We start from the raw sequence: 15,331 nt of genomic DNA, 5'->3' as shown, positions 1-15,331 counted from the left end.
GGGTGGATGCGCTGACGGAACTGGCCGCGGGTGAAGGCAGAGCGCGGGTGCTGGTGCATGAAGGGCTCGGCACGCTGCTGCCGTATCGCGGGTTGATCGCCGAACTGGCCGGCAGCGGACCGTTGCTGGGATTGGCGGTGCACGACAGCGACGATTACCTGAGCCTGCCGCCGGAGCATATCAACGCCACCCTCGGCAAACGGTATGCCCAGGCGCTGTGGGACAGCGGCCGGCGCCGCTTCGACTTGCTGGGCTACTGCTCCGGCGGGCTGGTAACGCTGGAGCTGGCCAAGGCCCTGCTGCAATTGGGCGCCGAGGTGCGGCGGGTGGACATCGTATCGAGCTACCGCATTCCGTACCTGGTGGAGGATGAAGTGCAGATGCTCTACAGCTTCGCCGGCACCCTGGGGCTGGACACCGTTGCGCTGGGGTTGCCGGCGGCTGAACAGTTGCTCGACAAACACCTGGATCTGGACGCCACTGCGCTCAAATCCCGCGTACTGGCGGCGGCCAAGGGCATTGCCGATGAGCAGTTGTATCGGGTGTTCGCTCATTCCGTGCGCGCCAGTCACTACAGTGATGGCGCGCCGTATGTGGGCGCCATCCGCCTGTTTGTGCCGAGTGTCGCCAACCCGTTGATCCCTGATCACCAGGCCGCTCTGCAAGCCTGGTGGCAGGCGGCGTCGTTGGCGCCGCTGACTGTGCAGACCCTGCGCGGCAATCACTTCGAGTGCTTGAACGCCGGGCTGAGTCGTTACTTGCTGGAGGAACGCCCATGACTATGCCTGTGAAAACCCTGGTGGTGGGCTCGCGCTTTGGCCAGTTCTACGCCGTTGGTGTGGCTGCGGCCGAGCACCTGGAACTGGTCGGGGTGCTGGGGCAGGGCAGTCGTCGCTCCCGCGCACTGGCTCGCTATCTCGAAGTGCCGTGTTTCGAGGCCTTGGCCCACGTACCCGCCGACACACAACTGGCTTGCGTAGCGGTGGGCGGCGCAGCAAGGGGCGAACAGGGCCCCGCCTTGGCGCAAGCACTGATGGAGCGGGGCATTGATGTGCTGATCGAGCACCCGTTGCTGCCCCAGGAACTGCAAGACTTGCTGAGCACGGCGGCGCGCCTGCATCGGCGCTGCCTGCTCAACAGTTTCTACCCGCAGTTGCCGTGCGTGGCGCGGTTCATCGAGCTGGCGCGACAGCTGCATCGTCAACAGGGCATTCGCCATATCGACGCCGACTGCGCGGTGCAGGTGAGTTACGCGACCCTCGATGTGCTGGCGGCGCTGTTGGAATCGGTAGGCCCATGGTCGGTGGACTGCGTGGCACCGGCGCTGTCGGCCTGGCGGGATATCAGCCTGGTCATGGCGCAAGTGCCGGTGTCGTTGCGCGTGCTCAATGAGTTGGCCGCCAATGATGACGGGCGCATGCAGAGGTTGCAGCGCATCAGCATCGCCACTGACAGCGGCACGTTGCTGTTGGCCTCGCCCCACGGACCGTTGCTGTGGCTGCCGGCCGTGCGTGCGCCGGTGCAAGATGCCGACGGGGTGTTCGACCTGTTTGGGCCGCAGGCCGATGAGTCGCTGCCGTGCGCCGAAGTGTTGGAGGCCGCGGCGGCGGATTGGGCGCAGGTTTACCGCCGCATCTGGCCGACAGCTGCGGCCAGTGCATTGCAACCGCTGATCACGGGGGTGGGGCTGGCGCGCCTGCAACAGCGCAGCCTGGAAGTGGTGAGGTTATGGCAACAGGTGACGGCGACGCTCGGGTTCCCGCAGCAGCCGTCGCTGACGTTACCGGCGGCCGGCCTGGCCCAGGCGTTGGAGCACGTCCGATGAGCCACTTGAGCGAAATGCTGCGTCCTTTCCGTGCGCGCTTAGGGGCGGCGATCGCGTTGCAGGCCGTCGCCGGGATCTGCTCGCTGCTGCCGCTGATAGCCTTGGCGCAACTGGCGGACAGCTTGCGCCAGGCGCCGCCGCTGGCGTCTTCGGCACTGAACTGGGTGGTGGTGGCGGTGGTGGCGTCAGCGCTGTGGTTGTGCGGCCAGACCCTGGCCTTGCACCTGACCCATCAGGTGGACGCCGACCTGTGTGACCGTCTGCGCGTGCGCCTGGCCGAGCATCTGCAACGCTTGCCCTTGGGCTGGTTTGCACGGCTGGGGCCCGAGGGCGTCACCCGTTACGCCGAGCAGGATGTGCGGGCCTTGCACCAACTGGTGGGCCATGCGCCGACCGACCTGGTCAACCTGTTGTTGATTCCCATGGCCACCCTGGCCTACCTGCTGTGGAGCAACAGTGTCCTGGCGCTCTGGTGCCTGCTGCCGTTGGCATTGGGCGTGTTGGGCTATTGGCGCCTGGGCTCGGCGCATTACCGCGAGGACGTGGCCCAGCGCAATGGCGCAATCCAGCGGTTGTTCAGCGACTACAGCCAGTTCGCCGGCAACCTGGGCCTGGTCCGGCAATTTCCCAGCGCGGGCATTCATCGCCGTGTGCAAGAGGCGGTGCAGCAGTTTGATCAGCGCTTCAGCCATTGGGTGAGCCGCGCCGGTCATCTTGCTGCGCTGATCCAGGTCCTGCTCAGCGCACCGTGGCTGTTGGCCTGGGTGGTACTTGGCACACTATTTATCGGCGTGAGCGAAGTGGGCGCCGTGCAGGTGTGCGGCTTTTTGCTGCTGGTGCGCGCCATGGCAGCGCCGGTATTGGCGCTGGGGCACGGCTTTGATGCGCTGAACAACGCGCGCGCAAGTGCCCGACGCCTACAGGAGGTGTTGAGTACACCGCCGTTGATCGAACCCGACGCGCCGCAATCGCCTCGGGACGCCAGCGTGGAGATGCTCGATGTGAGCTTCTCCCAGGGTGATGTCACGGTACTGAAGGCGATCAACCTGCGCCTGGAACCGGGCACTACCACCGCGCTGGTGGGGCCTTCCGGCGCGGGGAAAAGCACCTTGGCCGGTTTGATCGCCCGCTTTATGGACGTCGACAGCGGGCATGTGCGCGTGGGCGGGGTGGATGTTCGGCAGATCGCCAGCCGCCAATTGCAGCAGCATCTGGCGCTGGTGTTTCAGCAGGCGGGGGCATTGCGCCTGTCACTGGCGCAAAACATCGCCCTGTATCAGCCGCACGCCAGTGAAAAACAGATTCGCGCCGCGGCCAAGGCGGCCTGCCTGGATGACTGGATCATGGGGTTGCCCAAGGGCTACGCCAGCGTGGTGGACGATGATGTGCGGCTGTCCGGCGGCGAATTGCAGCGCCTGGCGATTGCGCGGGCGCTGCTGTCGCGTGCGCCGATCATGTTGCTCGACGAACCCACCTCCGCCACCGACCCGCAGACCGAGCGCGCCTTGCGTACTGCACTGCGCGACGACGCAGCCGGGCGCACGCGGCTGATCATCGCCCATCGCCTGGAAACCATCGCCCATGCCGAGCAGATCCTGGTGCTCTGCGAAGGGCGCATTGTGCAGCGCGGATGTCATGCACAGTTGTTGGCCGTGGACGGCCTGTACCGCCAGCTGTGGGACGAGCAAATGTCGACGGCCGATCAACTGGAGTTCGTGTCATGAGTGTACTTTCGCCGTTGCGTCATTTGCCCGACCAGGCCCGGCGCGTACTGCGCGGCGCCCTGGGGTGGATGCTACTGGCCGCCGTGCTGGATGGCTTGGCGGGGTTGGCGCTGGTGCCGCTGATACTGGCCTGGTTCGATCAACAGAGTGTGCAGCCAAGTGTGCTGCTGTTGCTGGGGCTGACGTTGCTGCAGGCCTTGGTCAGCTACGTTGCCCAGCGCCGTGGTTATCTGGCGGGAGCCGGGTTGGCGGCCGGCCTGGTCTCGCAACTGGTGCAACAGCTGCCGCGCTTGCCATTGGCGCGTCAGGGCCAGTTGGAAGACTTGGTGCGCGGGCCGGTCTTCAACAGCATGGGCATCCCGGCGCACTTGCTGGCGCCGCTGGTAACGGCGCTGGTGACGCCGACGATGGTGGTGCTGGGGCTGATCTTTATTGAACCGCGTTTGGCGCTGGCGTTGGCCCTGGCTTATCTGCCGTTGTTCGCCCTGCTGCGTTGGGCCGGGCGACGTAGCCTGGCGCTGGAGCAACTGCGCCAGCAAGTCGACCGTCGCGCCGGGCAGTTGCTGCAGACATTCGCGCAGCAACAGGCCTTGATCCGCAGCGCCGGTGATGCCAGCCAGGGCCAGTTGGCGTTGCGTCAGGCCTTGCACGAGCAACACCAGGCCACGCACCGTCTCAACCGCCGCGCGCTGCCCAGCGGGCTTGGCTTTGCGGCGGCGGTGCAGGTGGTGTTTTCGCTGGTGTTGGCAGGTGGCGTGCTGGCGGTGGCGGCGGGGCAGTTATCCGGCGCGCTGTTGGTGGCGGTGTTGGTGTTGCTGGTGCGCTTCATCGAACCGCTGTCGCAACTGGCTTACCTGGACCAGGCTTTGCGTATGGCGTGGCAGGCGTTATCTCAAGTGCTCGCGGTGTTAGCCGTGCCGACGCTGCACAGCCCGCACCCCGGAGAGCAGCCTCAGGATGCAAGTTTGCAAGGGCAAGGCTTGAATATCTGCGGCGAAGGCGGCGAGCAGTTGCTCAAGGATGTGGACATCCATTGCGCGCCGGGAACGTTCACGGCGATTGTCGGTCCGTCGGGCGCGGGTAAAAGTACTCTGCTGGCCTTGCTGGGGCGTGGCATGGACCCGCAGACCGGCGCAGTACGACTCGGCCAGGTGGACATTCGCCAGCTAAGCGAACACACCTTGGCCAACCACCTCACGCAAGTGTTCCAGAACAGCGGGCTGTTTGCCGGCAGCCTGCTGTGGAATGTCAGCATGGCCCGGCCGCAAGCCACGCCTGCGCAACTGCAACACGCCGCCAAGGATGCTGCATTGGATGAGGTGCTCAGCAGCCTGCCGCAGGGTTGGCACAGTGAGGTGGGGCCGGGCGGCGCATTACTCTCGGGCGGCCAGCGGCAACGGGTCGGCCTGGCGCGCGCGCTGCTGTCCCCGGCGCCGATCCTGTTGCTTGACGAACCCACCGCCAGCCTCGATGCGCGCTGCGAAGCACGGGTCAATCGCAGCCTGCAGGCGCTGCATGGCAGGCGCACCGTGGTGTTGGTGTCGCACAACCCGATGTTGGTGCGCGGTGCCGATCAGATCCTGGTGCTGGAAGGCGGCAGCGTCAGTGGCTGCGGCAGTCACGAGCAGTTGCTGGCCACGCACCGCTGGTATGCGCAGTTCGTCGAGCAAAACCTGCCGGGCAGCCATTGAAAAAGTCCCTTAATCGAAAAGTCGCAGCGTTCGTTTAAACGATACTAATGCGAATTATTATCGATAAAGAGGCTGGGCAATGTCACACCGGGGAGCAACAAAGGCGGGGCGGGGTTTCCAACGTAATGGGGCGCAACTGGGGATGGTGCTGGTGCTGGGCCTGAGCCCGTTGGCACAGGCGATTGCGACCGTGCAATTGCCTGACATCAAGGTCGCGGGTGACGACACCTCGGGCGAGGTGACCCCGCCCGGCGTGACCACCATCGGCAAGCTACCGCTCAAACTGCGGGAAACGCCGCAGTCGGTGAGCGTCATCGACCACGAGCGCATCGAGCAGCAAAACCTGTTCAGCCTCGATGAAGTGATGCAGCAGGCCACTGGCGTGACGGTGCAGCCGTTCCAGCTGCTGACCACCGCGTACTACGTGCGTGGCTTCAAGATCAACTCTTTCGAATTGGACGGTGTGCCGGCGATGCTCGGTGAAACCGCCGGTTCGCCTCAGGACATGGCGGTGTATGAGCGCGTCGAAATCCTGCGTGGCTCCAATGGTTTGCTGCACGGCAGCGGTAACCCGGCGGCCACGGTCAACCTGGTGCGCAAGCGCCCACAAAAGGCATTCGCCGCCAGCACCACCCTCAGCGGCGGCACCTGGGACCGTTACCGTGGCGAAGTGGATGTCGGCGGGCCGCTGACCCAGACTGGCAACGTGCGTGGGCGTGTGGTGGCGGCCTACGAGGATCGCGACTACTTCTACGATGTCGGCAAGCAAGACACCCAGTTGCTCTACGGCATCACCGAATTCGACCTGAGCCCCGACACCCTGCTGACCCTGGGCGCGCAATACCAGACCATCGATTCGGTGACCAACATGGCCGGCGTGCCCATGGCCAAGGACGGGTCGAGCCTGAACCTGTCGCGCTCCACCTATCTGGACGTGGACTGGGACCGCTTCAAGTGGACCACGCGCCGGGTGTTCGGCTCTCTTGAGCAGCAACTGGATCACGACTGGAAAGCCAAGGTCGCCGCCGAATACCAGGATGCCGACTCAAGCCTGCGCTATGCCGGTGCTTTTGGCGCCATCGACCCGCTCACCGGCGATGGCGGTGGCTTGATGGGCGCTGCGTATAAATTCAGCAGCACCCAAAAGAGCGTGGATGCCTCGGTCAATGGGCCGTATTCGTTGTTTGGCCGCAGCCATGAGTTGCTGTTGGGCACCAACTACAGCCACGGCGAAACCGAGCAGCGCACCGCCCAGTTCACCACATCGCTCAATGTGCCGGTGAATGTCTATCGCTGGGACCCGAGCAGTGTGCCCAAACCCGGTATCGGCGCCTACAAGTCGCCCGGTTCCACGACGACCACTTCCAAGGGCGTCTACGCGCTGACCCGCTACAAACTGCTCGATCCGTTGACCCTGGTCATCGGCGGCCGGGCCAGTTGGTGGGACCAGAACGCGCCGACCAGCCACTTCACCCCCGGCCGGGAAATAACCCCGTATGGCGGCTTGATCTGGGACTTTGCGCAGAACTGGTCGTGGTACGCCAGCTACGCCGAGGTCTACCAGCCGCAGACCGGGCAAACCTCGAGCGGCGACCTGCTCAAGCCGGTGGAGGGCAAGACCTATGAAACCGGGATCAAGGGCGAGTTGGCGGACGGGCGTTTGAATGTGTCGCTGGCGGTGTTCCGTATCGACCTGGAGAACAACCCGCAGGTCGATCCGGACCACCCGGGTGTGGGGCCGACCACCTATTACATCAGCGGCGGCAAGGTGCGCAGCCAGGGCTTCGAGCTGGAGAGCAGCGGTTATATCACCCCCGAATGGAACGTCTCCGCCGGTTATACCTACACCAGCACCGAGTACCTCAAGGACACCAACGCTTCGGGTGAGCGCTATGCCAGCTTCACGCCGCGCCACATGGCGCGGGTGTGGACCCAGTACGAGTTGCCGTGGCAGGACCGCCGCTGGAGCGTCGGTGCCGGCGTGCAGGCGCAAAGTGATTACTCCACCCAATCCGGCGCTGTGACCCTGGAGCAGGGCGGCTATGCCTTACTCAATGCGCGGGTCGCCTACCGCATCGACGAGCATTGGACTGCCGCGGTCAACGGCAACAACCTGGCGGACCGCAAGTACTACCAGAGCCTGTCCAACGTCAATTGGAACAACCGCTATGGCGAACCGCGCAGCCTCAATCTGACCCTGCGAGGTACGTTCTGATGGCCGCGCCGGTCCTCGGTTCCTGGCCGCTGCGCATTTGTCTGGCGCTGGCGGGCAGTGTGCTCAGCAGCCTGCAACTGGCCGTCCTGCTGGCGCGGCATTATCCGTGGGGCGGTGGGCTGGAGCGGCTGTATGCCGGCGTGTTCCTGGGCTTGGGGTTTCTGGTGACGGTACTGCTGTGGTCGTTGCTGGCGCCGGATCGCAAACGCGTGGTGTGTCGCTCCAGCGTCTGGCTGCTGCTGTTTACGCCCTGGCTGCTTTGGGATGGAGCCTGGCGATGAACCTGATGGGCGCACCGAGGGCATTGGTTCAGCGTGTACACGCCGGGGCAGGCGGGGTGTTTGGGGTACTGCTGTTCGTGATCCTGCTGACGGGGGCGTGGAGCATGGCCCATGAAGACTTGCGCGCCTGGTTTCGCGGCCCGGCGGCGTTGGCTCACGGGCCAGCGCTACCGGTCGCGCAATGGCCGGCTATCGCTCGCGAGCGCGGCCTGGCGCTCGGTGAATTGCGCATTCGTTTGCCGGACAGTAGCCACTCGGTGGTCGAGTTGTGTGCATCGCCCAAGGACTGCACGGTCGCCTTGGACCCCGTCAGCGGCCGTGAGCTGGCGTCAGGCAACGCGGCGGATATCCTGTTCAACCTGCACAAAAGTCTGTTCATCGGTTTTCCCGGCCGGATTTTGATCAGCTTGTTGGGCGTGGTGTTGTTGCTGATGATCTGGGCAGGCAGTGCATTACACAGTGGGCGCCTGCAAGACCTCAAGCGCCTGCGGCGCGACCGTGGGGCACGGGTGTTCGCCCATGACTTGCACAGCCTGATCGGCCGTTGGTGCGGGCCCTGGTTGCTGCTGTTTGGTATCACTGGCGCGTTGTCCGGCCTGGGGGCGCTCGGCACCTTGGGGCTTGCCGCGCAGGCGTTCCCGGGCGCGCCGCAGCAAGCGTTCATGCAGTTGCTGGGGGCACCGCCGCAGGTCGACCGAACAACGGCTTCGGCGCCGGCGGTCGACCTGGATCAGTTGCTGCGCCAGGACGCCGTCGCCCATCCGGGGTTCTCTGCTCAAAACGTCGCCTTGCACCACTGGGGTGAGCCGGATGCCTGGGTGGAAGTGAGCGGTATCCAACAAGGCCTGCCCAGTACGGCCGTCTTTGAACGGCATGCCTATCGCGCCGCTGACGGCCTCGCCGTCGGCTCCAGCAGCGCCAGCGGGCGCGGTCTGTGGTTGCAGGCGTTTATTGCGGTGCAGCCGCTGCACTTTGCCGACTACCGCTGGGTGCCTGTTGGCGGGTCACTGCTGCGTGCCGTGCATTTCGGCATGGCGTTGGCGGCGGCGGGGTTGGTGCTCAGCGGCTTGTACCTGTGGCTGGAGCGTCGACGCCTCAAGGCCGGCGGCGGTTGGCAGGTGCTACTGCGCCTGGTGATCGGCGGCGGTGGCGGGTTGCTGGCGGCCACGGCGGTATTGCTCTGCGCGGGGGCGCTGGGCAGTGCCAACCTGGCGTGGTGGTTCTGGGGCGGTTGGCTTGCCAGCCTGCTGCTGGCCTGCCTGATGCCCCCCAGGCGTCAACCGCTGCACCTGCTGCTGGCCGTGACGGGCCTGGGCTTCCTGGCGGCGGCGCTGCTGCACCTGGCCGGCAGCCTGAAACAAGGCAGCGTGCCGCTGTGGCCCATCGATCTTGTGTTGCTGCTGTGCGCGGCCAGTGCCCTGTGGGCATTGCGGCGCCTGATTTCTTTTACGCGTGCGGCACGGGCTGCCGCCGCCAATGTTGCCTGAGGGGAGACTTGTAATGCTGGATCTGTTGAAACATTGGCGCATGGTGCTGACCTTTGCACTGTTGTACCTGTCCCAAGGCATTTGCTTCGGCATCGCCATGGATGCCTTGCCGACCCTGCTGCGTCATGACGGCGCGGCGCTCCACGCCTTGGCCTTCCTGCCGTTGGTGGGGATACCGTGGGTGGTCAAGTTCCTCTGGGCGCCCCAGGTGGATAACCATTGGAGCCCACGCCTGGGACGGCGCCGCAGTTGGATCATTCCCATGCAGATACTGGTGCTGCTGTGCATTGCCTGCCTGGCAAGCATCGGCCTGCGCGTCGAGACGGCGGGCATCGCCGTGGGCCTGCTGATTGTTGCCTCGCTGGCAAGCGCCACCCAGGACATCGCCACCGACGGCATGGCGGCCGAGTACTTTAGCGGCAACATGCTCGCGCGGATTAACGCCATCCAAGTGGGCGGCACCATGGTCGGCTTCTTCGTTGGCGGCGCCGGCACCTTGCTGCTTAGCGGCTACCTGGGGCAAACCAGCGCGTTCAGTCTGCTGGCTTTGGTGCCGTTGTTGAGTCTGGTGTGCGTCGGCTGGCTGCACGTGGCACCGGCCAAGGAAAAACAGCCAGATGTGGCGCATGCCTCATTATGGCGGTTTATCAAGCGGCCGAAGGCGCTGGCGCTGGTGGTGCTGGCCTTGTTGTCGGCCATGACGTCAGTGTCGGGTTTTGGCTTGTCAAAGCTGTTCCTGAATGACGCCGGTTGGTCCTTGCAGGCTATCGGCCAACTGGGCATGAGCGGCGGCGTGGTCACCATCGTCCTCGGCTGCGGCGGTGGTGCGTGGTTGATCCGGGTGTTGGGGCTGTGGCCGACGTTCATCCTGGCGGTGGGCATGGCCGGCGCTGCCGCGTTGACCTGGCTGCTGCAAGCCAACGGCATGCTTGCCACGCAAACCGGACTGATCTGGTTGGCCGTGGGCCTGGGCTCGTTCGCGACCGGTGCCACCTCGGTGGTGATCATGACTGCCTCCATGGCCTTCGCCGCGCAAAGCGACCAGGCCGGTACGGACATGACCGCCGTGCAAAGCACGCGTGATCTGGGGGAAATGCTGTCTTCGACCTTGCTGGTGGGGTTGACTGCGCAGGCGGGGTATAGCGGTGGGTTTCTTGCGGGGATGGTGATGGCGATCCTGGCGTCGTTGGTGGCGTTGAATGTGTCACGTCAACGTGTGGGGGAAAGGGCCGCGGGCTGATTGATAGGTTGGGCGATCGTCAAAGGCGCTCAACGGGTCAATCAGTGCGAATGCTCGTGATCTTCCGATCATCAAGCGTGCGGCGCGGAGCCGCAGTGAGTGCGCGCCTGCTGGCGTTATAAAAGGGGTACATACAAGCCTGATATTGTTCCGTAGGATGCTCCCGCCAGGACGCTACTACAAATTAATAGCCCGTCGATCGAGCTGTTAGCGCCCAACGTGCCCATGAGGGGCCTTTTGGGCCCACGTGTTCGCTACCCAGCGCGCTTTGATTGACTCGACGGGACCTCGGCCTAAATGTCTTATCTTGAATCTGGCGATTGTCCGGTGACCTTCAGGCAATCGAAGAAGGTGATAGTCGCGACAGTCGTTGGCAATGGCCTGGTGATCTACGACTTCACGGTATACAGCTTTTCTGCCGTGATCATCGGCAAGCTGTTTTTCCCATCGGACAGTTCGTTCGCCTCGTTGCTGATGGCATTGTTGACGTTTGGCATCGGTTTCGCGATGCGCCCGCTGGGCGCAATCGTGATCGGCAACCTCGCCGACCGCAAAGGGCGAAAAGCCGGCTTGAATGTCACCAATCTATTGATGGCAGCCGGTACCGCCTTGATCGCGTTCATGCCGACGCATGCATCGATCGGCGTCACCGCAACGGTGTTGCTGGTGCTCTCGCGGTTGCTGCAGGGGTTCGCGACCGGAGGGGAGATCGGCGTGTCGTCCGTGGTGCTGATGGAGCTGGCGGCGCGCAATCAACGCTGCTATCTGGTCAGTTGGCGTTCTGCCAGCCAGGCGGCCGCGGTTTTGGTGGGAGCGGTTGTCGGTGCCACCACGACCGCATTGCTGACCCCCGAACAGTTGCTGGCCTGGGGCTGGCGTATTCCTTTCGTGCTTGGGCTTTTGATTGCGCCGTTTGGGTGGTTCATTCGGCGCAATATGGTGGAGACAACACGGCGTGGTATCCAGTCGCCGTCGCTGCGTGTCTTGCTGAAAAACCACCGCCCCCAGCTATTGCTGGGGATCTTGATGATGGCAACCCCCACCGCAAGCATCTACCTGATGGTGCTCTACATGCCGACCTATCTGGTCCGCACGTTAGGCCTGTCGCCGAGCATGAGCTTGCTTTCGGCGTGCTTTTCCAGTGCGATGCTGTTCATTGCCGCGCCATTGTTTGCGCGGTTCGCCGACCGGCTGCCGCGACGCAAGCCGACCCAATACGTGACGATGATCCTCAGCATCCTGTTGGTCTATCCGGTGTTCCTGGCCTTGACCCATGGGGTCGGCGAGCTGGCTTCCTTGCTGATCATCGGCATCTATTCGGCTGTCGCGATGGGCAACAACGGCGTCGCTACCGTCATGATCATGGAGGCTTTTCCGGCGCATCACCGGGCCACGGGGATGTCGATGGTCTACAGTTTCGGCGTGACGATCTTCGGGGCGTTCTGCCCGTTTTTTGTGACGTGGTTGATCGGAGTTACCCAGAACGCAATGGCGCCTTCCTGGTATCTGCTGGGCGCGCTATTGGTCAGCCTGTTCGCACTGGTGAAATTTCCAGCGCGCCAGCCGGCTCACTGATCGATTCGGCCAACGACGTTACGGTGCCCCGGCATAGCGTTGCCCATTCGCTGTGTCGCCATCCGGCGATGATCCTGCGGCGCCAGGTCATAGCGACGACGAAACGCGCGGGTAAACGCCGATGCGCTGTTAAAGCCCAGGCTGTAGGCGATCTCAATCACCTGGCGGTCCGGATAGCGCACCAGTTCGTCCGCGGCTTCACGCAGACGGCAGTTGAGGATGTAGCGACCCAACCCTCCCTCATGCTGGAACAGACGGTAGAGCGTGGCGCGAGGCAGCTGCATGGCCGTCAGCACGTACTCTGGCGTCAGCCAGGGTTGATACAGGTTGTTCTGCACATAACGCCTGGCTTTATCGAACATCGCACTGCGCGCCGCCGCCCGCACGTGCCCACCCAGCTTGGCCTGTTTCGAGAAGGCCGCGAGCATGAGTTGAACGGCGGTATCGAATGTCGACGCGGCCTCGGCGCTGCTGATAACCGGCAGTTTTCTGGAAAACGCCTCGACATGCTCGATCATCAATTGGGTCATAGGCGTCGTATTCTCGAAGACACGCCCGTGGATCGACTCGGCATGCGGCAGCGCCGCTTCCACCACCGGGCGCGAGACAAAGAAGGTCAATACGCGGCAACGCCCCCGGCTCATTTTGATCGGCTGGTTCATGTCCATGGCAACGATGCTCGCCCTGGCGGACACGCCATGTTCCTGGGGGCCGCCTCGAATGGACTCCATTGCGCCTTGGGTGAAGACCTGGAAAACATAGTCCCGGACCTTGTCGGTAGAGATGCGCGCAATCGAACGGTCGAGCAACAAGGCGTCGCTTGAGCAGTCGGTGAAGACGCGATCACCCAATTTGTAGCGGTCAATGCTCGCGTTGAAGGGCGTGGTGGTTGCGTGGGATGTAGGCAGGACGTCGATGACGTGTCCGACCCGATCACGCCAGGCCAGCAGTTGGTTGGCAACCGGCTCGGCGCTGACCTCGAAGTGATCATGGGCGTGCCTGGAGCCGACGTGTTTAGGGGCGCATATCAGTGAGGCTGGTTTGTTCATGGATTCACTACAACCCGGAAAGCCTATGTTCACGCCCCGTGAACAGGCGTTGCATCTTCCCACTGTACGTCCGTGCTACCTAGCGGCAGCCAGTCAGAATGGGTTGTTGTGCTCCTTATAACCGGTTTCTCCATGAAAGTAATGACAATCCCTCTTGTATCCAACTTGTTGCGTACTTTCTGGCGGCGGCAAGAGCCGGGCAGGGCGCCTGAAAATAATTGAAAAGTTGCAACGCAGGGTCAAGCCATCTGCAAGGCGCTTGATAGATTGACGCGAATTCGAATTTGACAGCGTTTATGTGTTTCCACGCTGTGAACGCGTGCGCTTGTTTCTCAAGCAAAGTGCGCTGGGTATTGGCCTTGTTATTTTCGGCGCGATGATCTGAACGGGTACGTTAAACCGGCGAGTACTTCAGGTGTTCACCCGATGGCCCCGGCGCCTTGGCTGACACATGCTTGTCCGACGCTTCAACGCGCGGGGCTTTGGCTTGGCGGATTACAGCCGCGGTGGGCGGAATATCGGGCCTTGGATCAATCAATGAAGATCGTCACCGCTGCATAAATCAACCCGGCATCGGCGGCGATTTTTTTTACGCGGCAACGATGTATCAAACAACCTATTGAAGTAAGGAGTAACGGATGAGTTGCCTCGACCGGGAAGTAGGTTCGTTTGCGATCAGTTTGACTCATCCTGCTGGCGTTAATCCTCGGGAAGGGCTGGCTTTTTCCCTCGCGCAAATCGAAGTGGATAAATTGAACAATATCCACGCCGAGTCCGGAGTGGATTGGCAGAAAGTCGCCGATGCCTGTGTAAAAGTGCTGCGAGAAGAGGGCAAGGACTTTAATGCCGCGGTCTGGTTGTTATGTGCCTGGACCACTCTGCAAGGCATTTCCGGCCTGGCGACCGGCGTGCATATAGTGCGCGAAATGCTTGAGCTGTATTGGGAGACCCTGACCCCGCCGCCGGCTCGATTGCGTGCCCGGCGCAACCAGGCCGAGTGGATGCTCGAGTGGCTCGCCGTAAAACTTGAAGCCAACTTCGAAGCGGTGCCCGGGGAACAATTGGCGCAGTTGCTTGAAGACTGGGACGCTATCGATCGCCATTGGCGCGACCGTGACGCCGACGGCCCAAGCTTTTTTGCGTTGCGTCGTCGTCTATCGCAGTTGCCCGTGCAAGCGGGTGTCGAGCCAATAGCGGTGACGGCGGAAGAGGTTCCAGCGGCAGTCGATGCGCCTACAGCGCTCCCGACGCCGGTTGCGCACGCCCCTTCGGCGCCGCTCCCGGCCCTTGTGCCGGCTCCGCCATTGGGCCGTCTTGAGAGCGATGAAGCCATCGAGAACGCGGTCAATAGCGTGTTTGCCGCGCTTGCACCGCTGCTGGGGTTTTGCCTGGAGTCTCGGGCGACCTTGCCGTTGCTGTTTCGCCTCAATCGTCAATTGGCGTGGACGACCCTGGAGCAGGTCCCTCCTGCGCAAGGCTACACGACGCGCGTGCCGCCGCCTTCGGACGCGGAACTCGAAAGTTTCAGCCGCTTGCAGAGCGTTGGCGAGCCGCTGGACATCGTGCGTTTTTGCGAAGGTCGGTTACCAAGTTATCCGTGCTGGCTGGACCTCAATCGGGCCAGTCACGCCGCGCTCTTGAGGCTCGGTTCGGCGGCGCAGGCCGGTGCTGCCAGCCTGGCCCTGGAAACCCGTCATTTTCTGGCGCGCCTGCCGGCGCTGGTCGAGCTGACATTCGCCGACGGCCAGCCGTTCGCCGACGGCGCGACCCGCAGTTGGCTCGAAGGTTTGGCACCGGCGGCCGGCAGCGGCGCCACGGATGGGCTGCAAACGCTGATCGATGAAGTCGCGCGTGATGCCGCCGAAGGCCGTTTGAACGAAGCGTTGGCGCGCTTGCAGAGCGCCGTGCGAGAGGCGGGCAGCGGCCGCGAGCGGTTTCGCCTGCGCGCTGCCCAATGCCATCTGCTACAGCGTTTCGACCCGCGCGCGCAGTTGGGTGTTGCCTTGGATGTGTTGCTCCAGGAAGCGACGGAGCAGGGCCTCGATCGTTGGGAGCCGGAGCTGGTCCGGCCGTTGTTGGAGTTGGCACTGGCGCATGACGACGGCGGTTCGAGAGCGCTGTGGGCGCAACAGTTGGCTGCAATGGATTTGCCGGCGTTCTGGCGTTTGGCCAGCCCGCCGGCAAGTTGAATGGGCAACAGGCAATACCTGGCAGGCGTGTGCATATCCATGCCATGAGTTTTCT

Annotated in this window: 11 protein-coding genes; 10 read left to right on the top strand and 1 reads right to left on the bottom strand. The window is 63.4% G+C overall.

Annotated features, from left to right (window positions below; genetic code table 11):
• From INT12_RS17045 to INT12_RS17005, 9 genes are all read left to right on the top strand, one after another.
• Nucleotides 1–779: thioesterase domain-containing protein (locus INT12_RS17045; RefSeq protein ID WP_264294524.1), on the top strand; the 779-nt coding region annotated here is incomplete at its 5' end.
• Complete coding sequence (locus INT12_RS17040; RefSeq protein WP_193040600.1) at nucleotides 776–1,825, top strand: Gfo/Idh/MocA family oxidoreductase; 1,050 nt, start codon at nucleotides 776–778, stop codon at nucleotides 1,823–1,825. The genes INT12_RS17045 and INT12_RS17040, both read left to right, overlap by 4 nt.
• Nucleotides 1,822–3,549, top strand: a complete 1,728-nt coding sequence (locus INT12_RS17035) for an ABC transporter ATP-binding protein (protein WP_169881076.1) — start codon at nucleotides 1,822–1,824, stop codon at nucleotides 3,547–3,549. Before INT12_RS17040 ends, INT12_RS17035 begins: the two co-directional genes overlap by 4 nt.
• Nucleotides 3,546–5,240 carry an ABC transporter ATP-binding protein gene (locus tag INT12_RS17030; RefSeq protein ID WP_046489529.1) on the top strand — a complete coding sequence of 565 codons (1,695 nt, stop codon included), beginning with the start codon at nucleotides 3,546–3,548 and terminating at the stop codon, nucleotides 5,238–5,240. Before INT12_RS17035 ends, INT12_RS17030 begins: the two co-directional genes overlap by 4 nt.
• Before the next feature lie 142 nt (nucleotides 5,241–5,382).
• The gene (locus INT12_RS17025) at nucleotides 5,383–7,455 is read left to right on the top strand and encodes a TonB-dependent siderophore receptor (RefSeq protein WP_169883567.1); all 2,073 of its coding nucleotides are present in this window, start codon (nucleotides 5,383–5,385) and stop codon (nucleotides 7,453–7,455) included.
• Nucleotides 7,455–7,736 (top strand): hypothetical protein, encoded by a 282-nt coding sequence (locus tag INT12_RS17020; RefSeq protein WP_193040599.1) that lies wholly within the window; start codon nucleotides 7,455–7,457, stop codon nucleotides 7,734–7,736. Before INT12_RS17025 ends, INT12_RS17020 begins: the two co-directional genes overlap by 1 nt.
• Complete coding sequence (locus tag INT12_RS17015; protein ID WP_226926232.1) at nucleotides 7,733–9,223, top strand: PepSY-associated TM helix domain-containing protein; 1,491 nt, start codon at nucleotides 7,733–7,735, stop codon at nucleotides 9,221–9,223. Before INT12_RS17020 ends, INT12_RS17015 begins: the two co-directional genes overlap by 4 nt.
• A 13-nt stretch (nucleotides 9,224–9,236) precedes the next feature.
• On the top strand, nucleotides 9,237–10,463 hold the full coding sequence (locus tag INT12_RS17010) for a RhtX/FptX family siderophore transporter (protein WP_046383438.1): 1,227 nt from the start codon (nucleotides 9,237–9,239) through the stop codon (nucleotides 10,461–10,463).
• 297 nt (nucleotides 10,464–10,760) lie between these two features.
• Nucleotides 10,761–12,038 (top strand): MFS transporter, encoded by a 1,278-nt coding sequence (locus tag INT12_RS17005; protein WP_026140300.1) that lies wholly within the window; start codon nucleotides 10,761–10,763, stop codon nucleotides 12,036–12,038.
• Here INT12_RS17005 and INT12_RS17000 read toward each other — a convergent pair.
• The gene (locus INT12_RS17000) at nucleotides 12,032–13,087 is read right to left on the bottom strand and encodes a helix-turn-helix domain-containing protein (RefSeq protein WP_193058935.1); all 1,056 of its coding nucleotides are present in this window, start codon (nucleotides 13,085–13,087) and stop codon (nucleotides 12,032–12,034) included. The two genes, INT12_RS17005 and INT12_RS17000, sit on opposite strands and share 7 nt — an antisense overlap.
• Nucleotides 13,088–13,725: 638 nt before the next feature.
• On the opposite strand from INT12_RS17000, the gene tssA reads away from it, so the two are divergent.
• The gene (gene tssA / locus INT12_RS16995) at nucleotides 13,726–15,276 is read left to right on the top strand and encodes a type VI secretion system protein TssA (protein ID WP_193058934.1); all 1,551 of its coding nucleotides are present in this window, start codon (nucleotides 13,726–13,728) and stop codon (nucleotides 15,274–15,276) included.
• Nucleotides 15,277–15,331 lie beyond the last annotated feature (55 nt).

The organism is Pseudomonas sp. K8, assembly GCF_014889455.1.
GTDB classification, from domain to species: Bacteria; Pseudomonadota; Gammaproteobacteria; order Pseudomonadales; family Pseudomonadaceae; genus Aquipseudomonas; species Aquipseudomonas veronii.
Note: the sequence above shows the minus strand (reverse complement) of the source record. Positions and strands in the feature narration are given on the sequence as shown.